The organism is Vibrio sp. M260118 (genome assembly GCF_036533755.1).
GTDB lineage: Bacteria > Pseudomonadota > Gammaproteobacteria > Enterobacterales > Vibrionaceae > Vibrio.
Genome location: NZ_JATABG010000022.1, coordinates 1 through 20616, shown reverse-complemented (window position 1 = coordinate 20616; position 20616 = coordinate 1). Strand labels below are relative to the sequence as shown.

Annotated in this window: 20 protein-coding genes and 2 pseudogenes; 16 read left to right on the top strand and 6 right to left on the bottom strand. The window is 45.8% G+C overall.

What is annotated here, in order from left to right; all coding sequences use genetic code 11:
• The 14 genes and pseudogenes from QTO00_RS02950 to QTO00_RS02885 all read left to right on the top strand — a co-directional run.
• Nucleotides 1-497 (top strand): annotated as a pseudogene (locus QTO00_RS02950) (tRNA(Met) cytidine acetyltransferase); the annotation flags it as partial.
• Between the two features lie 332 nt (nt 498-829).
• Nucleotides 830-1114, top strand: a complete 285-nt coding sequence (locus tag QTO00_RS02945) for an STAS domain-containing protein (protein ID WP_331422842.1) — start codon at nt 830-832, stop codon at nt 1112-1114.
• Nucleotide 1115: 1 nt separating this feature from the next.
• A complete protein-coding gene (locus QTO00_RS02940; RefSeq protein ID WP_331422841.1) occupies nt 1116-1475 on the top strand; it encodes a response regulator in 360 nt (119 codons plus the stop codon).
• A 41-nt stretch (nt 1476-1516) separates the two neighbouring features.
• Nucleotides 1517-3574, top strand: a complete 2058-nt coding sequence (locus tag QTO00_RS02935; RefSeq protein WP_331422840.1) for a chemotaxis protein CheA — start codon at nt 1517-1519, stop codon at nt 3572-3574.
• Between the two features lie 15 nt (nt 3575-3589).
• Nucleotides 3590-4144, top strand: a complete 555-nt coding sequence (locus QTO00_RS02930; protein ID WP_443088891.1) for a chemotaxis protein CheW — start codon at nt 3590-3592, stop codon at nt 4142-4144.
• On the top strand, nt 4141-4611 hold the full coding sequence (locus tag QTO00_RS02925; protein WP_331422839.1) for a chemotaxis protein CheW: 471 nt from the start codon (nt 4141-4143) through the stop codon (nt 4609-4611). The genes QTO00_RS02930 and QTO00_RS02925 overlap by 4 nt, the downstream gene beginning before the upstream one ends.
• A gap of 65 nt (nt 4612-4676) precedes the next feature.
• Nucleotides 4677-7070 carry an aerotaxis transducer Aer2 gene (gene aer2 / locus QTO00_RS02920; protein ID WP_331422838.1) on the top strand — a complete coding sequence of 798 codons (2394 nt, stop codon included), beginning with the start codon at nt 4677-4679 and terminating at the stop codon, nt 7068-7070.
• Complete coding sequence (locus QTO00_RS02915) at nt 7055-7912, top strand: CheR family methyltransferase (RefSeq protein ID WP_331422837.1); 858 nt, start codon at nt 7055-7057, stop codon at nt 7910-7912. The genes aer2 and QTO00_RS02915 overlap by 16 nt, the downstream gene beginning before the upstream one ends.
• A 9-nt stretch (nt 7913-7921) precedes the next feature.
• Nucleotides 7922-8569: a chemotaxis protein CheD gene (locus QTO00_RS02910; protein ID WP_331422836.1), complete on the top strand. Its 648-nt coding sequence runs from the start codon at nt 7922-7924 to the stop codon at nt 8567-8569.
• The gene (locus QTO00_RS02905) at nt 8569-9609 is read left to right on the top strand and encodes a protein-glutamate methylesterase/protein-glutamine glutaminase (RefSeq protein WP_331422835.1); all 1041 of its coding nucleotides are present in this window, start codon (nt 8569-8571) and stop codon (nt 9607-9609) included. Before QTO00_RS02910 ends, QTO00_RS02905 begins: the two co-directional genes overlap by 1 nt.
• Nucleotides 9610-9636: 27 nt before the next feature.
• Nucleotides 9637-10803 (top strand): methyl-accepting chemotaxis protein, encoded by a 1167-nt coding sequence (locus QTO00_RS02900; RefSeq protein WP_443088890.1) that lies wholly within the window; start codon nt 9637-9639, stop codon nt 10801-10803.
• Nucleotides 10804-10833: 30 nt separating this feature from the next.
• Nucleotides 10834-11133 carry an STAS domain-containing protein gene (locus QTO00_RS02895; protein ID WP_038202150.1) on the top strand — a complete coding sequence of 100 codons (300 nt, stop codon included), beginning with the start codon at nt 10834-10836 and terminating at the stop codon, nt 11131-11133.
• A 17-nt stretch (nt 11134-11150) separates the two neighbouring features.
• Nucleotides 11151-12848 carry a fused response regulator/phosphatase gene (locus QTO00_RS02890; RefSeq protein WP_331422833.1) on the top strand — a complete coding sequence of 566 codons (1698 nt, stop codon included), beginning with the start codon at nt 11151-11153 and terminating at the stop codon, nt 12846-12848.
• A gap of 131 nt (nt 12849-12979) precedes the next feature.
• Nucleotides 12980-14665, top strand: coding sequence for a DUF342 domain-containing protein (locus QTO00_RS02885; protein WP_331422832.1), 1686 nt, complete (start codon nt 12980-12982; stop codon nt 14663-14665).
• Here QTO00_RS02885 and QTO00_RS02880 read toward each other — a convergent pair whose 3' ends face one another.
• Genes QTO00_RS02880 through QTO00_RS02870 form a run of 3 tightly spaced genes read right to left on the bottom strand, consistent with a single transcriptional unit; the run spans nt 14666 to nt 16167 of the window.
• The gene (locus tag QTO00_RS02880; protein ID WP_331422831.1) at nt 14666-14941 is read right to left on the bottom strand and encodes a nitrogenase-stabilizing/protective protein NifW; all 276 of its coding nucleotides are present in this window, start codon (nt 14939-14941) and stop codon (nt 14666-14668) included.
• 4 nt (nt 14942-14945) lie between these two features.
• Nucleotides 14946-15557, bottom strand: a complete 612-nt coding sequence (locus QTO00_RS02875; protein ID WP_331422830.1) for a 3'-5' exonuclease — start codon at nt 15555-15557, stop codon at nt 14946-14948.
• A gap of 25 nt (nt 15558-15582) precedes the next feature.
• A complete protein-coding gene (locus tag QTO00_RS02870) occupies nt 15583-16167 on the bottom strand; it encodes a TetR/AcrR family transcriptional regulator (protein WP_331422829.1) in 585 nt (194 codons plus the stop codon).
• Nucleotides 16168-16434: 267 nt separating this feature from the next.
• Between QTO00_RS02870 and QTO00_RS02865 the strand changes: the two genes are divergently transcribed.
• Nucleotides 16435-16983: a carboxymuconolactone decarboxylase family protein gene (locus QTO00_RS02865; RefSeq protein ID WP_331422828.1), complete on the top strand. Its 549-nt coding sequence runs from the start codon at nt 16435-16437 to the stop codon at nt 16981-16983.
• 53 nt (nt 16984-17036) lie between these two features.
• On the opposite strand, the gene QTO00_RS02860 is transcribed toward QTO00_RS02865, so the two are convergent.
• From QTO00_RS02860 to QTO00_RS02850, 3 genes are read right to left on the bottom strand one after another with little or no spacing between them, the layout of a single operon-like run.
• Nucleotides 17037-18191, bottom strand: a complete 1155-nt coding sequence (locus QTO00_RS02860) for a winged helix-turn-helix domain-containing protein (protein WP_331422826.1) — start codon at nt 18189-18191, stop codon at nt 17037-17039.
• On the bottom strand, nt 18188-19393 hold the full coding sequence (locus tag QTO00_RS02855; RefSeq protein WP_331422825.1) for a multidrug effflux MFS transporter: 1206 nt from the start codon (nt 19391-19393) through the stop codon (nt 18188-18190). Before QTO00_RS02855 ends, QTO00_RS02860 begins: the two co-directional genes overlap by 4 nt.
• Entirely contained in the window at nt 19390-20034 is a 645-nt protein-coding gene (locus tag QTO00_RS02850) for a recombinase family protein (RefSeq protein WP_331422824.1), read from the bottom strand. The genes QTO00_RS02855 and QTO00_RS02850 overlap by 4 nt, the downstream gene beginning before the upstream one ends.
• Before the next feature lie 251 nt (nt 20035-20285).
• On the opposite strand from QTO00_RS02850, the pseudogene QTO00_RS02845 reads away from it, so the two are divergent.
• Nucleotides 20286-20616: pseudogene (locus QTO00_RS02845) on the top strand (DedA family protein); the annotation flags it as partial.

Genomic DNA, 20616 nt, shown 5'->3' with positions numbered 1-20616 from the left:
GTGCCACAGAAGAGTTGATCCAGTTTTGGAACAGCTGCGGATTTACGCCGATTAAGCTTGGCAGCCAACGAGATCAAGCTAGCGGTACATACTCAATTGTCATGGCCAATGGTAGGTCTAGTTGGCTTAAGTCAGCGAACCTGCACTTTGCATTTTCACTTCATTATTCAGTTAGTGAACTGCACAGTGAGATTGAAACTGAACTTCTCCGTAGTTTGCTAGTAAATACTAATGCTTCCGTTGAAGATACGGGCGCTAGAGGCCTATTGATGAATTACTGTTGCGGTGGTTCTAGCTATGAAGCCGTGATTCCATTTATTGATAATTGGTGGAAGAGTACTCCTCATCGAGTAGAACAGGCGAGCGAGTTGTTTATACGTAAAGTCATTCAAAGGTGGAGTTGGCATAGATGCCAAGTAGAGTTTGGTTATACTGGGCAAAAACAGGTCGAACTTGCATTTAAGCAGCAACTACATCAACTATTGCTAGAAAGCTAGTATTCGCCCCCTCCTGTTTACACTGTAAATAGTTCTACGGTGATATCAGTTTACAGTGTAAATGAACCTGTTCTTTTACACTGTAAATCAGTGAGGTGGGGCGGCATATTCAAGCTGAATAGAACAAAAGTTAAGTTTTCATCTTCTCTAAACAATCCTAACTAATCTATTAAAAAAAAAGACAATCCCGCTAGACGCTCCACCTCCCAACATTCTAATTTTCCAGTTCCCCAATATACCTAACTTGCGGATTAGTGAATCCTTCCTACGCTGGTATTAAGCATCTTGCTTAATATGGCTAGGAAAAATAATAAATAAGTTAAGGGTAAAACATGGATTGTTTATTGCCTGAGTCGTTAGAAATTTCGACTGTGCTTGACTCTGCTTCTCAATACCAAACATGGCTCGCGACCAACGAACCGCTCAACATTGACGCGTCTCATGTAGGACGAGTTGATGCTGCTGGTTTACAAGCCCTCACTTCATTATTCCTTTCTGCCAAATCCAATGACGTAGACATTCAATTGATGCAACCGACTCAAGCTTTGCTTGAAGGCATCAATACGCTTGGTCTGAATCTACAGTTTGATATCAATACTGAAGCCGGAGAACAGTAATATGACGAAAATTCTCGCCGTGGATGATTCCGTCTCTATTCGCCAAATGGTGAGTCATACTTTGCGTGATGCGGGTTATGACGTAGAAACCGCCAATGATGGACGAGATGCATTGAGCAAAGTAAACACTGCTAAGTTTGATGTGGTGATATCCGACGTCAATATGCCAAATATGGGTGGCTTTGAGTTGGTCAAAGCATTGCGCGAAAAACCACAGTACAAGTTTATTCCGATTCTGATGCTAACCACCGAGACCAGTACTGATAAAAAACAGCAGGGAAAATCTGTTGGAGCAACTGGCTGGCTAGTGAAACCCTTTAATCCAGATACGCTTCTAAAAACACTAAAACGCGTAATCTAGCAGCTTATTCTCACAGCAACGTCACTTGGTGAGGCGACAATATGGCATTAGACATGGAACAGCTACGCAAGATGTTTTACGAGGAGTGTCGTGAAAATCTTGAAGTACTTGAAGATGTTCTACTAAATTTGGACCCCGCTCATATAGAAGATGAGTCGATCAATACTATCTTTCGAGCTGCTCATTCGATTAAGGGCGGTGCGGGGACATTTAATTTACTCGATATCAGTGAGTTTACTCATAATGTCGAAGCCTATCTCGATTTAGTTCGCAATCACGAACGTGCCCTCACATCTGAAACCATCGATCTACTTCTCAAGAGTGGGGACTGTATTCACAGCATGCTTGAAGGCCATGAGCAGGGTAGTGAAGTCAACCTTGAGTTGAAAGAGTCTGTCGGGAAACAGCTAGCACTACTTCTTGGAGAACAGGCTAGCGAAAGCGAACAGCCGCTGGCAAGTGCAGAGCAACAACCTTTGCAAAACCAAGCTTGGGAGGTGACATTTTCGCCTCATCCCGAAATTTTCTTTAGCGGCAATGATCCTCTGCGTATCTTGCGAGAGCTTAAAGATTTAGATCCTTCCTGTTTGATTGAGGTGGATACTCAACAGCTACCTGACGTTAATGCCATTGAAGCAGAGCTGTGCTTTCTGGCGTGGAAAGCGACGTTAGATAGCAGTGTTGAAAAGGCTCTGATTCAAGAGGTGTTTGAATGGGTCGAAGATGAATGTGATTTAGAGATCAAGTCTGGGCAGAAGCAAACCAGCAGCATTGAGTTAGACGCAGAGCCACCAGCGACAGAACAATCAGCCAACGCGGCACCTGCTGCTGACCCAGAGAATGAAAAAGAGACCGTAAGTAAAGCAACCAAGGTGGCTAAATCTGAGTCGAGCGTCAGTTCCATTCGCGTTGATATCGACAAGGTGGATAGCTTGATCAATTTGGTCGGTGAACTCGTTATTACCCAGTCGATGCTGACTGAGATTGGCAACGACTTCACCATGGATAAGCTAGAGAAGTTGAAAGCGGGCTTAGATCAACTGCTGCAAAACAGTAAAGACTTACAAGAGAATGTGCTTAACATTCGTATGCTGCCGATGAGCTTTGCATTTAGCCGTTTCCCTCGCTTGGTTCGCGATTTGTCTGGCCGCTTAGATAAACAGGTCGAACTGCGCATTGTCGGTGAGCAAACCGAGCTAGATAAAACGGTTCTTGAGCGCATTGTTGATCCACTCGTGCATTTAGTTCGCAATGGTATCGACCATGGAATTGAGCAGCCTCAGCAGCGTGTAGAGTCAGGTAAGAGTGAGGTCGGGACTATTGAGCTCAATGCCTATCATCAAGGCGGAGCCATCGTCATCGAAATAAAAGACGATGGTGCGGGCCTTGACTGCGACAAGCTGTGGAACAAGGCGATCGAGAAGGGTGTGTTGTCTCAAGATTCGCGCCGCGAAGAGTTTGGCGACAAACAGATCATGAATTTGATTTTCGCCCCAGGTTTCTCCACTGCCGAAGAGGTGTCTGATATATCAGGGCGCGGTGTCGGTATGGATGTCGTCAGACGTAACATCGAAGAGCTTGGCGGCCACATTGAAGTGGAGTCCGAGCTCGGCAAAGGGAGCTGCTTTACTATTAACTTACCTCTCACCTTGGCCATTCTCGACGGTCAGCTAGTACGCGTGGCGGGAGAGGTGTATGTCATTCCGCTGCTAACTATTGTTGAATCGATTCAAATTGATCCTGAGTGCATAAAACTGGCCTCCGGAGGTGTTGAGTTATATCGACTGCGCGAAGAAAACATTCCGATTCTACGCCTGCAAGATGAGTTGGAAATGGGTAAGAGTGAAGGTCTCGATAGCGGTATTTTGTGTTTTGTTGAGGCTGCGGGGAATCGAGTTGGATTATTGCTGGACGAGTTACTTGATCAACAGCAAGTGGTGATAAAGAGCTTAGAGTCGAACTACACCAAGGTGGCAGGTATTTCCGGTGCGACGATTTTAGGTGATGGTTCTGTGTCACTGATTTTAGATATTCAGGGTTTGATTACTCACTTTTTAAACCGGGCGCCTGAGAGTCCTCATAAAGGCATCGCAGCGTAGGAGGCGGAGAGAACAATGACCAATGACATTGTAGATATTCGCAGCGTATCAGATTCTTCCAAACAGAGTATTGAAGCTCAAGCTGAGATGCTGTTTGAAAACGTCAGCGGTGAAGTCAGTGAGAGTGCTGACTTTCTCAGCTTCAAGCTCGCCCACGAACTGTATGGGGTAGAGATCAAAGACGTTGAAGAGATACGCGTATGGGAGCGACCAACCCCCATTCCAAGGGCGCCTGATTTTGTTCGCGGAGTGATAAATCTACGCGGCATGATAGTGCCAGTGATCGACCTGAGGTTACGCTTTTCTATCGGTATTAACGATTATCGACCAACAACTGTGGTTATCGTATTGCGTTGTAACGACCAGGACCAAGAGCGCTTAATGGGGCTGGTTGTGGATGCGGTTAGCGATGTGGTGAGCAGAGGAAACAACGAGCTCTATCCCACTGTTGGGGACTCCACAGTTACGCCTTATCTACAAGGGCTGATTAATGTTGGTGATCATGTCATGTCGCTGCTCGATACGGAAGAGCTGCTAAATATCGACAGAATATTAAGGGCTGAACAATGATCATGACGCAAGAGTTTCTCAGCTTTGTTCTCGAGGATGAAGAGTACGGTGTGCCAATCTTGGATGTTAGAGAGGTGCGTGGCTGGAACGAGGTGCGACAGGTGCCGAACTCTCCAGAATACATGAAAGGTGTGCTCGAGATTCGTGGGGAATATGTCCCGATCGTTGATCTGCGCATGCGCTTTGGGTTGTCTCCGGCAGAGATCAGCGCAACAACCGTGGTGATTGTATTGAACGACTCCCACAAGCATCCGCTTGGCATCATCGTTGACGGTGTATCAGAGGTATATCCACTGACTGAAGAGCAGATTAAGCCGTCACCACATGTATCGAGCAATGTCGATCATAGCTACGTGCGTGGCATTGCATCGGTCGCCAATGGACACCTAATTTTGATTCATTTGGAAGCGCTGTTTGATATTGCAGCGCTCCCTACTCCCATCCAAGAGGAAGAGAGTTGGGTTTAATGCAGATATAGATAACGTTATTCGTTTGGTGAGACACGTCAGAAGCAACCAGTGAGGGAAAACTCATGGCATTTTGGAATAGGAAAACAACGCCTTCAGTTCAATTTGAAGCACCGACACAAGATACATTAACTGAAGAGTTCGAGCAGGAACAAGGCATAACGAAAGAGCAGTTGTTCTCCGCCTTGAACGCAGCGCAAACCGCATTGATGATGATAGATCGAGACTTTAAGATCACTTATGTCAATCAGAAGTCGGTTGATCTGCTTAAAACTCATGAAACGTTGTTTCAGTCAGTTTGGCCGAACTTCCAAGCGACGGAAGAGTTTTTACTGGGTTACTGTATCGACCTATTCCATGCCAATCCCAGCCACCAGCGCCAGTTGCTCTCCAATCCCGCAAATCTGCCTTATAGCACAACCATCAACGTTAAAGATGTACTGATTGAACTCAATGTCGGTGCAATCATAGATGCCGAGGGTAACTATGTGGGGAACACCCTAGAATGGTCTGACGTCACAGAGAGCATTAAACAGAATAACGAAATATCACGCCTCAAAGCGGCAGTCGATCAAGCGCAAACGGCGATGGTAATGATTGATAGAGATCTTCAAATCACCTATGCCAACCAAGAGACCATCAGCCTCTTTAAAAAACATGAGGCGACAATGCGTTCTGTATGGTCAGGATTCACTGCTAGTGAAGAGTGGTTAATGGGGCGTTGTATTGACGAGTTCCACCGTAACCCTGCTCACCAACGCCAACTGCTCGCTGACCCAAGTAATCTGCCTTATAGCACTGATATCAGCATTGCGGATATCAAGATTGAGCTCAATGTTGCTGCGATTAATGATGCGCAAGGAAACTATATTGGCAATACACTAGAGTGGCGTGATGTCACTGAAGAGCGCGCCAAAGAAGAAGAGATAGGGCGGCTTGCTTCTGCCGTTTCTGGCATGACAACCAACCTAATGATGGCGGATAAGGATGGCATCATTACTTACCTCAACCCGGCACTGCAAACCCTGTTAAGCAGTCGAGAAAGTGATCTTAAGAAAGTCTTAACCGGATTTGATGCTAGCAATCTTGTTGGCAAGAACATTGACGTTTTCCATAATAACCCAAGTCACCAGCGTAACATTATTGCCAATCCTGACCGTCTTCCGTTCTCTTCTAATATTGCAGTGGGTGGGCTTGAGTTCAACTTAACCTGTATCGCGATGCGCGATGGGGAAGGCAACTACATTGGGCCCGCGTTGCAGTGGGTTGATATTACTGAGCAGCAAGACGGTCAGCGTCAGGTGGAATCGCTGATTCAAAAAGCCATTGCTGGTGATTTGGAGGAACGCATTGATACCAGCGTATACAACGGCTTTATGAAAGAGCTTGGTGACGGCATTAATAATTTGCTCGACACTATGGTCGCGCCAATTGGTCAGTGTATCGATGTCATGAGCCAGGTCGCGGACGGCAACCTCAATACTACGATGCCTGAAGACAACACCGGTGAATTTGCCCGCTTATCCAATGCCGTAAACACCTCGATTCTTAATCTGAGAAACATGGTCGATAAAATTACCCAGTCTTCAGCGCGTGTGGCGACCGCCTCGACAGAAATTGCTGAAGGTAACAATGACTTGAGCCAACGTGTTGAGGCTCAAGCGTCGAATCTTGAAGAAACCGCTGCAAGTATGGAGCAGATGACCGCGACAGTTCGCCAGAATGCTGACAACGCTAAAGGGGCGAACGAGCTATCCGATGACGCAGCGAAGAAAGCAAGTAAAGGTGGTCAAGTAGTTGGGCACGCTGTCTCTGCCATGGCCGAAATTAATACCGCGAGTAAGAAGATTGCCGACATTATTGGCGTGATTGATGAAATCGCCTTCCAAACTAACTTACTTGCGCTTAACGCGGCTGTTGAGGCTGCACGAGCTGGGGAGCAAGGTCGAGGTTTTGCTGTGGTTGCAGGTGAGGTTCGTAACTTGGCACAACGCAGTGCCGCAGCTGCCAAAGAGATTAAAGGCTTGATTAAAGACAGCGTTGAGAAAGTTGATGAAGGCTCACGCTTAGTTGATGAGTCTGGTGACACGCTAAATGAAATTGTTGAAGCGGTACAAAAAGTGACTGAGCTGATTGCTCAAATCGCGTCGTCGAGTGTTGAGCAGTCAACGGGTATCGATGAGATTAACCGTGCAATTAGCACCATGGACGAAATGACCCAGCAAAATGCATCTTTGGTTGAACAAACGTCTGCGGCAAGTCAGTCACTTAAGAACGAAGGTAAAGAGTTACTGCACCTAATGAACTTCTTTGCGACCGACAGCAACGTGGCAACGTTTGACTCACAACCTTCGGTACAAACTAGTGTCGAGACTAACGTCAGAGATATTCGAAAACCTAAGGTCGCCAATTCTAGCTTCAAGCTTGAAGAGGACGGAGACGAATGGGAAGAATTTTAGCGCATACTGAGAATCAGATGTCTGAGACGAGAGAATTTGAACTGACTGATAAAGATTTCAAGTTTATTCAGTGGTTTATGCACAAAAACGTTGGCATCTTCTTTTCGGATCGAAAGAAAGCCATGGTTTATGGGCGGGTGAGTCGTGAGCTTAGACGTCTTGGCCTTGAGCGCTTTAAAGAATACCAGGCGATTATCAAGCAAGACCACGTTGAGCAGATGAAGTTCATTAACTGCCTAACGACCAATAAGACCCAGTTTTTCCGAGAGTATCACCACTTCGAGTTTATCGAGAAAGTCTTGATACAAGAGTGGCGTCAGCAGGGACTGAAAAAGCTAAAGGTTTGGTCGGCAGGGTGCTCAACCGGAGAAGAGCCGTATAGCTTAATTGCTTCACTGCACTGGGCGAATGCACTGTCGCTTTTTGATGATGTGAACATTACAGCAACAGATCTCGATACCACGGTTCTTGCACATGCTAAAGAAGGGATCTATAGCGATGAATCACTATCTAGTATTCCTAAGAAGTATTTAAAGCCGTGCTTTGTTAAAGGAGTTGGTCAGCATCAAGGAAAAATTAAATGTAAGGCGGGTTTACAACAACGTATTCATTTTGAGCGTTTGAACTTGTTAGACGATTGGTCATTTGCAGAAAAGTTCGACCTTATTTGCTGCCGTAACGTGATGATCTACTTTGATCGAAACACCCAAGAGAAACTTATTCAACGTTTTCATCAGCAGTTGAAACCCAATGGGGTGCTTTTTATTGGTCATTCAGAAGGAATGCCAACGGATAGAGATATTTTCCACCATCTGGGGCACACCATTTACGTAAAGAAATAGGCATCGACGATGAGCTGGGTAAGAGTAGAAACACCGAAATACCAAAATAGTCACTTTGACCGTTTTTATCATCCTTTAAAGAACAAGCATATAGTGAAGGTTTTCCCTGGCGGGCTTTACTGTAGCCAGGAAGAGGATGAAATTATCGCAACAGGACTAGGCTCTTGCATCGCCGCCTGCATGTGGGATGAAGAAGTGGCCGTGGGTGGGATGAATCACTTCTTGTTGCCGTTTGACAACAAGACACAGCTGAAATCATGGCAACCAGACGAATTGGTATCAACCGCGTCTCGTTATGGCAGCTATGCAATGGAGATGTTGTGCAATGGATTAATTGAAAGGGGAGCGCGACGATCTGCACTGCGAGTGAAGTTGTTTGGCGGTGCGCAAATGCTAGGCAGAAATAGCATGGTTGGTGAGAAGAACATTGCCTTTATCTTGAATTACGTCGAGCTGGAAGGGCTCAGGGTTGTAGCTCAGGACCTCGGTGGCTTGGAACCTAGAAAAGTGTTGTTTGACCCTATCAGCGGTAAAGCGTGGTTGAAGCGAATCCCATTTAATGAAGTGCATAACTTACAGCACCAAGAAGAGAAGTACGCCAATCAGTTGGATAGAGAGACTCATCGCCCTCATGACGATGATGTGGAGCTTTTCTAATGAAGAAGATAAAAGTACTCATTGTTGACGACTCTCCGGTTTTTAGAGCTTTGTTGTCTGAGCTGATTAATTCAGACCCTGAACTACAAGTGGTTGCCATGGCAGAGGACCCATTCGAAGCGCGCGAGTTAATAAAACAGCACAACCCGGATGTGATTACTCTCGATATTGAAATGCCGAAAATGAATGGCGTTCAGTTTTTAAAGAATTTGATGCGTCTTCGTCCAATGCCAGTGGTGATGATCTCAACGCTGACCCAGCATGGTGCAGAAGCAACGCTAGCAGCATTAGAGCTTGGTGCGGTGGACTACTTTCCCAAGCCCGCGGTTGAAAATACCGCTGAGATGGTCAACTACAAGCTGCTGGTGAACGAGAAAATCAAAATGGCGGCAGGTGCGAATGTTGCTCGCCAAACGGCGACTGCAACGGCTGAACCTGTATTGGTACCAAAAGGAAATCACCAAGTAGAACTGATTGCAATTGGTGCTTCTACTGGGGGTACTGAAGCCGTTAATCAGGTGTTGTCTGCTTTACCCTCTGGTTTACCACCAATCATTATTAGTCAGCATATTAGTGCGATGTTTTCTGCCTCCTTTGCCGCGAGACTCAATCAGAACAGCAAAATTAATGTTCAGGAGCTTAGTGCCAGTCGAGCGCCTCTGGTTAATGCTTGTGCATATGTAGCGCCAGGAGATAAGCACTTGGTGGTAGTGCGTCGTAATAACCATTTGTATTGTGAGCTCGATGATAGAGACGCGGTGAACTTGCATAAGCCTTCAGTGGATGTGATGTTTGATGCGGTGGCTGAAACGGTTGGCCGCCATGCAATCGGAGTGATCCTGACTGGAATGGGAAAAGATGGCGCACAAGGCTTGCTCCGGATGAAAGAGGCAGGTGCGCAAACCATAGCTCAAAATGAGGCCTCTTCTGTGGTTTGGGGCATGCCTCGAGTGGCGGTTGAGTTGAATGCGGCTTTGTCGGTTCTCGATCTAAGCAAAATTCCAAGGCAGATATGCCAGTACTTATCGGTGGATTCGTAACGAAATGGTACCAGACTTCAAGGAAGAATGATGAAAGCACAACAAAGCAGTATTAGAGTCCGATATGTCATTGCCGTGGGCTTACAAGTGACATTGTTAGGTGTCGCTATGAGTTTGTCGACGTCGATGATTAATGTCGCCCTAACTATCCTTGCCGCAGCGATTCCGTGGTTTGTTATCCCTAAGAACACGAGTAATTCTAACAATAAAAATGTGCAACCCAGCGACCCGCTTAGTTCGGGGCAACCTTCTCTTGATCATGTTCCGCCTATGCTCAATGTGCTTTCTAGGCAGCTTGTTGATCCGCTTGACCACCAGCGCAGCGTGGTTGATGAATCCGTTGAGACATTAAATGAGAGCTACTTTGAGTTGCAAAAACTTGCTGAACAGCAGAATCAAATCACCACAGATCTGGTTGAGAATTTATTGGGTAATCGTGACCAAAACAGTGACATTAGCCAAGTGCTGCCTAAAACCGAGGCCATCATTCGCCAATTTGTCGATACCTTAGTTAGTGTATCAGAGCGCAGCATTTCGGCAGTACACAGCATCCATGATATGTCAGACAAGCTAGATACGGTATTTAAGTTGTTAGCTCAGGTGCGAGGGTTATCAGAGCAAACCAACCTACTCGCTCTCAATGCTGCTATCGAAGCGGCACGAGCAGGAGAAGCTGGGCGAGGTTTTGCTGTTGTGGCTCAAGAGGTACGAGATCTGTCTGTGAAAGCGAAAGGGCTCAATGACAAAATTGAAGCAGAGATTAATGTTGCCCAGCAAACTGTGAAACAAGCCAACAAAACGGTTGGTGAGATGGCCTCGATTGATATGACGGAAGCGATTGAATCAAAAGAAAAAGTTGATGAAATGCTACGTAATGTCCAACAAGTCAACCAGTCGGTAGACCATGAAGTGCAGAAAATTCGTGCGAGTGGTGATCGTCTTCACACTCAAGTCGATAATGGCATTCGAGCGCTGCAATTTGCAGACATCATTGTTCAACAAGGTGACTACGCTAAACAATCGGTCGACTATTTACAGGTTTTTATCGACCTTTGCGAAAAGTGGGCAAACAAAGAGATTGATCAGCATAGCTTTTCTGAGGGAGTAAAAGATCTGAGAAGCCAAATTGAGAATCGAAGCGCGCCCGCAGCCTCGCAAGAGAGTATCGAAGAGGGTGAAGTAGAGTTGTTCTGACAATGTGCCTAAAGGCAAAAAGGGGCTAGTATGACAGTAGAAACAGTGATTGATTCCGCATCCAAACATATCACGATCATGATTGAGGGGGCGTTTGGCTTTAATCTGGTGCAAGAGTTTCGCCGTTGCTACAACGATCGGCAAGAGTTTCGCTTTACCATCGATCTGCGCAAGGTTGATTACATAGATAGTGCTGGACTCGGGATGTTGCTCAACATGCACAATTATCTGGGTCAAGACGATGGTGCCATTCAGATCACTAATACCTTGCCTCAAGTTAGAAAAATCCTAACGATTTCTCGCTTTGATAAAAAGTTTTCTATTGAGTAGAGCTTTGGAGGTCTGTTATGCATGTAATGATCGTTGATGACCATGCGACCAATCGTGAGTTGTGCCGCTTCATGCTCAATCATATCGTCGACACCGTAACGACATTTGAAAATGGTGAAGGGGTGGTCGACGCAATGAAAAAGATGGAAAACTTGCCAGATGTGATACTCCTCGATGTCATGATGCCTATTAAGGATGGTTTCACTACCGCACAAGAGATAAAGCATGAGTTTTCGGATGCACATATCCCGATCATATTCCTAACAGTTCTTGATGATTGTGTCTCGTTTGAGCGTTGCTTAACCGTAGGTGATGATTTTATTTTAAAGCCAGTTGAGCGCAGCGTATTAATTGCCAAAGTTCAGGCTCATTGCCGCATAGTTAGAATGCACAATGAAGTGAAAGAGCAGCGAGATGAGCTGCGTCATTTTCATGAACAGGTGCGTTATGACTATGCGATAGCGGAGTCGATCTTCTCAAATTTAATGCACGAGATGAGTTCTCAGGTGAAAAACATCTATGGCATTAATTATCTCTCTACACCATCCACTGTGTTTAACGGCGACTTGATCGTTGTCGCTAATCGTCCTCATGGTGGTGTGTACGTCATGATTGCGGATGCCACAGGGCACGGCTTGCCAGCAGCCATCTCAGCAATACCTGCAACTCGTGCTTTCTTCTCTATGGCAGCAAAAGGGTTATCTCTTGGTGAAATTGCCAATGAAATTAATGATGTGTTGGTTCGCTTTTTACCTATGGGAATGATGCTTGCTGCGAGCATTTTTGAGGTGCGAGCCAATGGCTTTGAAGTGTCGTGGTGGGGAGGCGGGCTTCCTGATGGATACCTGATCGATAGTGATGGCAAGGTTGTACGCAGACTCACTTCCACACACATGCCTCTTGGCGTGCTGAAACCGCATGAGTTTGAGTCGAGTATCATGCACTTCAGGCTAGAGCCTGATCAGCAAATTGTCTGTTACACCGATGGAGTGATAGAGGCAATGGATGACAATGGCGAACAGTTTGGCCAAGATCGCTTAGAAGCCTCCTTTGGCGGTGATCAAGCGGTGATTCCTGTATTGTATGAATCTGTTCGTCAGTTCGCTGGCAAGTCGGTAGGGGATGATCTTTCAATCCTAACGATGAAGTTTCCTATTCTAAATGGCAATACGCAAGATGTTCCCAAAGCACCTGAATTATTCAATCGAGTGCCTTCCCGTTCAAAGTTGCGCCTTGATGGTAGTGTTTTACGTGAAGTCAGCGTTATGACTGAAGTGCGGAAATTTTTAGCTGGCGTGCTGAATAGTGGCGCTCATCTCGATCTGGTTTGCTCTGTGTTATCTGAACTGTTTGCCAACGCGATAGAACACGGTTTACTTAAGTTGGACTCCGCAATAAAAGAGCAACCGGATGGCTTCTTTCTTTTCTATCAAATGCGTGAAGAGAAGATTAAACAACTAGATGACAGTGTATGGGTTGAACTTGGTGTGGATTATGATCCCGTACAGCGCAAAGTTACGTTTGAAGTGGAGCATAACGGTGAGGGCTTCGACTATCAAAAGGCTTATGGCTCTGTTGATAGAGAGCTAACTCATGGCAGAGGCATTATTCTTGCTTCGGAATTGTGTGATTCATTGGAATATTCCAAGCACGGTTGTCGGGTTATTGCAGTGTACTCATTGGAGGCTACTCATCATTTTCCGAGCTCGAACTAGAAAGTCGACATAAATATTTACATTCGAAGAATTTTCTTACAGTGATGTAGCCCTTAATTTGTCACACATTTGATACATTTAGTTCAATAACTTAGATAAAATTGAGTTTGGATGTACATAGGGCTGAAGGCATGTGGAATAAGTTTGTCGCTTTTTCGGAAGGCAAGGATCAGGTGATTGCAAAGTTGTCACCGAACATTACCGTAGACAACAATTTTGATACTCGAGGGCTCGACGAAGCGTTGTCGGAGATCTGTGCAGATCAACTGTTCGTGCTTGAAGGTGAGGTGTCTCGGTTTATCACTCTTGCTAAAGAGATGAAAAGCGAAGCCTATGTCGGAATCACTATCGCGGAAGTGCGCGATGCCAGTGTTGAGGTTGTTATTTCTGAGCATGATATGCTGGCAAGTATGGTCGTAACAGGGGCACACAAAGGCTCACCTCTCAAAGGCCCCCAGATTGTCCATGCCTTAGCCAAGGCTCATGTCACCAAAGGTATTAATAAGCTAGCATTGAAAAAAGTGCTGATCATGAGCCATCAACTTAAGCCTGGTGAAACCTATACCCAAGCGGTAGCTAAGGGCAAAGACCCGGTCCAAGGTTCAGACGCCAAATTTGTTCCTATGGTAGAAGATCCTACCAAACAGATTCTGGCACCTAAAGCGACTGACAGCAGCGGTAAAGTGGATATGCTTAATTTGGGGGAAACCATTTCTGTTGCAGAGAATGACCCACTGATTAAGCGTGTCCCCGCAACCAAAGGTAAGCCTGGTATCACTGTTCAAGGTAAATCTATTCCACCTAAGCCTGGTAAAGACGCTGTTCTCAAAGCGGGTAAGGGCACTAAAATTTCTCCTGATGATCCAAATATTCTGTTGGCGGCAATGCCGGGTATGCCAGTGCTGAAAGATAAAGGCGCAGAAGTTGAAGATGCGATCTGCTTACCGACGATCGGTGTCTCTACCGGTCATGTTAAGTTTAAAGGTAACGTGGTTGTTTTAGGTAACATTGAATCTGATATGGTGGTTAGAACGACAGGCTCATTGACGGTGGGTGGGTTTATTGAATCTGCGAATGTTCAAGCTCAAGGTGATATCAATGTGGCAAAAGGCATCCTTGGTCACAACGTTTCTGAGGACGAAGAGAGAAGTTGCGTGGTTAAATCTGGTGGCACAATCACTGCCAACTATGCTCAGTTTAGTGAACTACAAGCGGCGAATGACATTCACTTGGCCGTTTATTGTATGAACAGTGAAGTGCGCTGTGGGCATAATCTAGTGGTGTGTGACTCTAGTGAGAAGCAAGGCACCCTCAGTGGTGGTCGAGCGAAGGTTGGTGAGAACGTCACCTGTGTGAACTTAGGCGTAGAAGGTGATACACCTACCCATGTGCATGCATTTGCTCGCTTTCAAACCTTTAAAGATCGTCAAACAAAATTGAAAGAGCAGTATACCCAAGCTCAAGAGGCGACCATGGCGATGGTGCGCAAAGAGTTGGAGTTTAAGAAGATTCCAAAGTCTGAGCGAATGCCTGAGCAGGAAGAGAATCTTGAATCAGAAAAAGCCATTGCAAACGCTCACCTAGAGAAGGTCAAAAATGCTCGCGATACTCATGAGCAAGAGCTTGAAGTCGCTTTAGCGGAGACTAAAATTACGGCCAAGAACAAGGTTTATAGTCACGTGACGGTGCAGTTTGGTGAGGAAAAGGTTACCACCAAGCGCTCTCATGGCCCAAGCTTTTTCAGCTTCAATCAGTTTGAAATTAAGTTTTCCTCTATGCTTGGCGATGAGGATGTAGGTCAAAACGAAGAGCTGTAGTTAGCGTCTTTGGCATGAAGTACACCCGCGACAGGCTGAGCGGGTGTGTTTATCTAAACGGCCTCTCTGAACCTTGCAGTATGCATTTTTCAGAGCGCGCCTACCAGAAAACCAGTCGTCTGGTTTTTCAAGAATTAAGTAGCCATTAAATCGTTTGACCAATTCGGTTCTATGCTCATCGATAAACTTACTGTCGTAGCCAATCTCAAAGTAATCCAACGCTTGCTCAATCGATGTAAAGCTAGCAATTTTCTTTAGTAGCTCGTTATCACTCATAGGCTTATCTGTACTGACTAAGTAACTTCCCAACCGCACTCTTGCTGGTTTTACTGATCTTCTGCATGAGGTCGAATGACGGCTGGTGGATGCCTTGCTGCTCCATTTCGTCAATCATGATCAGCCAGAGTTTAGCCGTCATTTCTGAATCAGCTAACGCGCGGTGAAACACACCATCGTTGTCGATGTTTTTGAATCTGACTAAATCTCCAAGTTTGTGGCTTGGTGCTTGTTGATTCAGACGACGAGAAACCAAAAGAGAGCAGGCGAATTGGCCATGATAACTGCGTCCAATCCGCTCCAACTCGCCATCCAAGAAGCGCTTATCGAATGAAGCATTGTGCGCCACTAGATTGTCATCACCGATAAAGTCACAGAACTCAGCCATGACTTCTTCACAGCTTGGTGCATCAACTAGCATTGTGTTGGTGATACCTGTATAGCCCTCAATAAATGAACTGACTCTAAAACCAGGGTTCATTAATTGCTGAAAGGTATCGACTACTTCACCGTTGACGAGTTTTACTGCACCGATTTCAATGGCTCTATCACCCATATTAGGGGATAGGCCGGTGGTTTCGAAGTCGAGAACGATAACAGAGTTTGCAGATGACATAGATGATTCCAAAGGTGCTAATGGCTTAAAACGGGTGGTGGTTGAACATATCTTCGATGAGCTCATCGAGAGGCACATGACCGTCATTGGCTTTTGCATAGGTTCTCAGTCCAGATATTTGGATCTGAATATATTGAGCTAAGCGTTGTGGATCTTTGTCAGCATCAACTTCGCCAACTTGTTGAGCCTCACAAATATACTTAGCGAACTCGGATTCAACCCGCTTGAAGCATGCTTTTGCGTGTGCGAGTAGCTCTTCATGTTCATGCGTTAGCTCAGCAACGGTTTTAGTCAACATACACATCCCGCTTGGATCTTTGGACTGAGATTCGATGACCACTTGTTTGACGAATAGTTTTAAGGCATTGAGGGGCGTATCTGTTGCTTCGCGGCAATTAAGCAGGTGGGCAGCTGCGTTGTTGGTATAGCTAGTCAGCGCCTCTTGAAACAGCCCGTCTTTACTGCCAAATGCTGCGTAGATACTGCCAGGTCTCATATCTATAACGTCTTGGAGGTTTCTCATAGACGTGCCGTGGAAACCTTTTTCCCAGTACAAGTTTGTTGCTTTTTCTACGACTTGCTGGCGATCAAATTTGGCTGTTTTACCCACACTAACACTCGAAATTATATTGAACGATAGTTCAAATTATAGGGACGGATATTGCTCGGGTAAAGGGGTAGTTACCGCACCTACTAGACATATTGGGGACGAAATCGTAGCAAAAGCTAAGTGTTAAATGAGCATACTCAGCATCTTAAGATCTAATTTGAACAAATGTTCAAATTAGATCTTGAACGGTCGTTCAAAATAATCTAGATTAAATGTTAAGCGAAACGCAACGAGCGTACTTCAAGGAAAACTGATAGGAACTAGATTATGAGCGACTTTACTAAACACACCGTTGAAACCGCACCAGAAGCAAGCAAAGCAATTTTAGAGGGCGCACAAAAGCAGATGGGTGCGATTCCGGGTCTGTTTTCGGTGATGGCTGAGTCTCCAGAAATTCTGACTGGTTACACTCAACTGCATCAACACTTCGCGAATTCATCATTTGATGCAGAAGAACTGACTGTTGTTTGGCAGACCATTAACGTAGAGCACGAATGTCACTATTGTGTCCCTGCTCATACCGCTATTGCGAGTTCAATGAAGGTTGATCCAGCACTGACTGAAGCTTTGAGAACGGGTTCAGCAATGCCGACTGAGAAGCTGCAAGCACTGCATGACTTTACTCTGAGCGTCACTCGTAATCGTGGTAACGTGTCAGAGCAGGAGTTAGCAGCGTTTTACTCAGCGGGCTACGGCCAAAAACAAGTTCTTGAAGTGATTCTTGGCCTTTCACAGAAGGTGATCAGCAACTACGTTAACCGCGTTGCGAAAACACCGGTAGACGAAATGTTCAAGCCTTACGCTTGGGTTAAGTAAATTCGTTAATTTGACTGTGAGCGCTTACTATCTTTTGAGCTTAGAAGGATAGACTAGCAGTTTTCAGAGAGCTTCAAGATGGCGAAATGTTCGCATTGGTTGAACTTAGCAAAGGCTTGAAGCTCTTGTTCGAGTGCGGTTAAGAAAGCGTCTCTGTTTTTCAGTGACTGCTCGGTAAAAAGGTGTAGGACATTGAGTGTTGAGCTGCGCTTATCTACTTTGCAGTCTGCTCGCGCAACCAATCTTCCATCCCACAGAATCGGTAAACAGAAGTAGCCAAATTGTCTCTTTGCTTGCGGCACATAGCATTCGATGAGGTAGTCAAAGTTGAACACTGTGTTAGCGCGCTTTCTTTGGATCAGTAGGTTATCGAATGGAGAGAGTATCTTGGCTCGCTTTCGGTTGATGCGTTTGCTCAGCAAACTGAGTGCTTTACTGTCGACCACACACTCCAACTCACCAATTTTAATCCGCTCAATCTCACCCATCTGCAAAAGTTCATCGATAGCCTGTGTTACGTGCGATTTTACATCTTTAAGCAGATAGGTCATTTCAGGCACAGTGCCGAAGCTGTGTGCTTTAAGATAGTTCATTACCAGGAACTGAGCGTGCTCTTGAGGTGTAGGCATTGAAATATCTATGCCGCTGGGTAATACCCGCGATGTAAGATCGTACACTTTGTGAAATCCGCGTCGCTCGGAAATCATTAGGTCACCTTGCATATAGAGGTTCTCTAATGCTTGCTTGGTGGGTTTGGTATTCCATCCATCGGTTTTATGCGCTTTGGAATCAAAGTCTTTTGCCATTAATGGCCCTTCAGCTTCAATCCGCTTAAGAACATTGTTCATCAATTGACGATCATTGCCGTACCAATGTTTCTGAGTGCCAGATTTGATTGCAGCTTTCCTTGGCAAGGTATAGCGATAGTTGCTCATAGGGAGATAAGCGGCAGCGTGAGACCAGTACTTAAAGACTTTATGATCAGCGACTAACTGATCGAGGTGCTTAGGCTGATAGCTTGAATTGCGACTCCATAAAGTATGGTGATGAGCGCGCTGCACCACAGAAATCGTATCTATCTGCACATAGCCGAGTTGCTCGAAGGTGTTGAGCGTTTTGCTATAGGCGTTACCTTTTGCTGTGGATGATGGTAATCCTTGAGCGTGCAATGCGAGCTTTTGTGCTTGAGATAGAGAGAGTGACTTCATGTGCTGATACGAGATCCTTGTTGCTCCATGGCGTGTACTGAGTTAAAACCACGCAAGATATTGCTAAGGGTAATCATCGCGAAAATAACGATCACGATGGACAGATGCCAAGCCTGACTAAGACCGAACTGTACCAGACCCATACTGACAATAGATGACACTATCATTTGTCCACCTCCAGACATGGCAGCAGCGGCACCTGCTTGTTTTTTGTACGGCTGCATCACCATAGCTTGAGCACAAGGGAGCGCAATACCGTTGCCAAGAATCATCAGTAACTGTCCAAGCATCAAGTAGAGAGGCTCAAGAGGGCATAAGAATAACCAGAGTGCCGAAGTTAAGTGCAACAGAGGCGTTACAATAAGAAGCTTTTTGCTGCCAATGATTGGCCTAACTCGATTACAGATGCTGGTACCGAGAATCATGCCGAGGGCAGGAATAATCGCCCATAATGCGTATTCGTCAGATGTCATGCCAATTTGGTTTTGCATAATAAATGGCATTACCGATACGGTAGTAATCATCAAGCTGAAATTAAGCCAACCAATGCTGGCAAAGCTCATAAAGTAACGAGAGGTGAGCAGCTGTTTATATTGCCCTAGCATCTGTTTTGCAGACGGGATTTTGCTGGTAGCGGGGACGGTTTCATCAAATCGAAACGCCAGCAGTATCCAGGCTAGAGATACGTAACCTAGTAGCGATACGAACACCATGGTCCAGCCGAAATGGTAGTTAATAAAACCACCGATAACAGGGGCAACGAGTGGGGTGATCGACGCGGCCATTGCGATGTAAGAAAGAGCGACGGGTAATTGCGCGCCATTGTATCTATCGCGTGTGGATGCGCGTGCTAAAACGGCGCAGCATCCAGTGCCTAAGCCTTGTAAAAATCGGCCTAAAACCATGCCTTGAAATGAGTCACTTTGCCAAATGATCAGTAACAGCCCCAGTAGCGCGATGAGCAAACCAGTGAGAAGAACTTTCTTGCGACCTAACGCATCAGAGATCGGACCGTAAATAAACTGTGAGGGTCCAAAGCCTAGTAAGTACACACTGACTAAGAGCTGAGCTTGATCGAGAGAGATAGCAAAGTCTTTTGCGATCCAAGGGAGCGATGGGAAAACCAAGCCCATACTGAGCTGACCAATACTGATGATCAAACACGCCAGTAGAATGGTTCTAAATTGGATAGGTTTGCTCATTCAATCTCACCAGTCGTATCACTGTTATGCCCTCGTCGGCGCAGGCAACCCTCTTGGTCGAGCTTGTTGAGTTTGGCTTTAACCCGCTTGACGGTCGATAGGCTGACGTCGCACTCGGTGGCGACACTTTGCATCGTTTTACCTTCAAGTAGCAGGGCTTTAATTTGCTGATGTCGCTGCTTATCGGCTGGTCGGCCACGAAACTTCTCTTTCCATCGCAGCGGGTCACCTTTCAGTTCTTCACGTCCAAGCTCGGCGGCAAACAGTCGGTGTTGAATCTGCACTTTTGCATAGCCTGACAGCAAGCTGAGGATAGCCTTGGTCTGTGGACAGTTGCTTTTTAGCGTGATCTCTTCGCAGAGTGCTCTAACAATCACACCTTTTTCCAGAAGTAACTCCAGCGCGGCTTTTGCTTGGGAAAAATCACGTCCGAAGACTGTTAGCCACCATATGTAGACCGTATCGCCGGGTTGAAGTTTGTCGACAAGCTGTTTAAAAGCAGCACGCTCTAGCGGAGGCACGTTACCTCTAACCTTATCTTGTAAGTGCTCACTGTCACTCGCTTCGTTCTCGAGCCGAGCAAGGTGCTCAGGATATGCTCGGTTCTTTGGCGAAAAGCGCGTGTAGATATAGTTTGCCATGATGTTCGGGATTGGTTCATTTAATGTAATGGCTCATAATTTAGTTTGGTTCATAATTTCTGTCAACACCAAATGAGCCATTAAGGTTAAAAATAGATGGTCAGTGAAATTTTCCTGTGGTTGATCCTATCTTTATCAAAGCGGTGTATGAGTTTGGTTTGATCTATTGATTGGGCAACCTCGACATCAGCACAGGTAAGCGCGACGAACAAAGCGTGCAATTTGAACAGGTCAATTTAGGGCGATTGAGTATGGATTTAGCGGCAACAATAGAAGCCTGGCTGTTGAAAGGCGGAGTATCTCTATCGATGCTGTTTGTTGGAATCGTACTGCTTTCTTACCTATTGGAAGACCTAGCAATTGTCACCGCTGCAACCTTGGCAGTAGAACAGGTAATGCCGACGACTGTTGCGTTGATGGCAATTTTTGTAGGTATTGCTAGTGGCGACTTGGGCTTATATCTGCTGGGTAAAGCCGCGCACAAAATTCGTTACTTACGCTATCGCTTGCTGCGCCCCCAACGTACGCGAAGAGTACAACGCAAGCTACAACAGCAGGCTTTTATCAACTTATTCATCGTCC

Coding starts and splice junctions, on each gene's coding strand:
- QTO00_RS02945 (WP_331422842.1), top strand. CDS start 830: ATGGATTGTTTATTGCCTGAGTCGTTAGAAATTTCGACTGTGCTTGAC.
- QTO00_RS02940 (WP_331422841.1), top strand. CDS start 1,116: ATGACGAAAATTCTCGCCGTGGATGATTCCGTCTCTATTCGCCAAATG.
- QTO00_RS02935 (WP_331422840.1), top strand. CDS start 1,517: ATGGCATTAGACATGGAACAGCTACGCAAGATGTTTTACGAGGAGTGT.
- QTO00_RS02930 (WP_443088891.1), top strand. CDS start 3,590: ATGACCAATGACATTGTAGATATTCGCAGCGTATCAGATTCTTCCAAA.
- QTO00_RS02925 (WP_331422839.1), top strand. CDS start 4,141: ATGATCATGACGCAAGAGTTTCTCAGCTTTGTTCTCGAGGATGAAGAG.
- aer2 (WP_331422838.1), top strand. CDS start 4,677: ATGGCATTTTGGAATAGGAAAACAACGCCTTCAGTTCAATTTGAAGCA.
- QTO00_RS02915 (WP_331422837.1), top strand. CDS start 7,055: ATGGGAAGAATTTTAGCGCATACTGAGAATCAGATGTCTGAGACGAGA.
- QTO00_RS02910 (WP_331422836.1), top strand. CDS start 7,922: ATGAGCTGGGTAAGAGTAGAAACACCGAAATACCAAAATAGTCACTTT.
- QTO00_RS02905 (WP_331422835.1), top strand. CDS start 8,569: ATGAAGAAGATAAAAGTACTCATTGTTGACGACTCTCCGGTTTTTAGA.
- QTO00_RS02900 (WP_443088890.1), top strand. CDS start 9,637: ATGATGAAAGCACAACAAAGCAGTATTAGAGTCCGATATGTCATTGCC.
- QTO00_RS02895 (WP_038202150.1), top strand. CDS start 10,834: ATGACAGTAGAAACAGTGATTGATTCCGCATCCAAACATATCACGATC.
- QTO00_RS02890 (WP_331422833.1), top strand. CDS start 11,151: ATGCATGTAATGATCGTTGATGACCATGCGACCAATCGTGAGTTGTGC.
- QTO00_RS02885 (WP_331422832.1), top strand. CDS start 12,980: ATGTGGAATAAGTTTGTCGCTTTTTCGGAAGGCAAGGATCAGGTGATT.
- QTO00_RS02880 (WP_331422831.1), bottom strand. CDS start 14,941: ATGAGTGATAACGAGCTACTAAAGAAAATTGCTAGCTTTACATCGATT.
- QTO00_RS02875 (WP_331422830.1), bottom strand. CDS start 15,557: ATGTCATCTGCAAACTCTGTTATCGTTCTCGACTTCGAAACCACCGGC.
- QTO00_RS02865 (WP_331422828.1), top strand. CDS start 16,435: ATGAGCGACTTTACTAAACACACCGTTGAAACCGCACCAGAAGCAAGC.
- QTO00_RS02860 (WP_331422826.1), bottom strand. CDS start 18,191: ATGAAGTCACTCTCTCTATCTCAAGCACAAAAGCTCGCATTGCACGCT.
- QTO00_RS02855 (WP_331422825.1), bottom strand. CDS start 19,393: ATGAGCAAACCTATCCAATTTAGAACCATTCTACTGGCGTGTTTGATC.
- QTO00_RS02850 (WP_331422824.1), bottom strand. CDS start 20,034: ATGGCAAACTATATCTACACGCGCTTTTCGCCAAAGAACCGAGCATAT.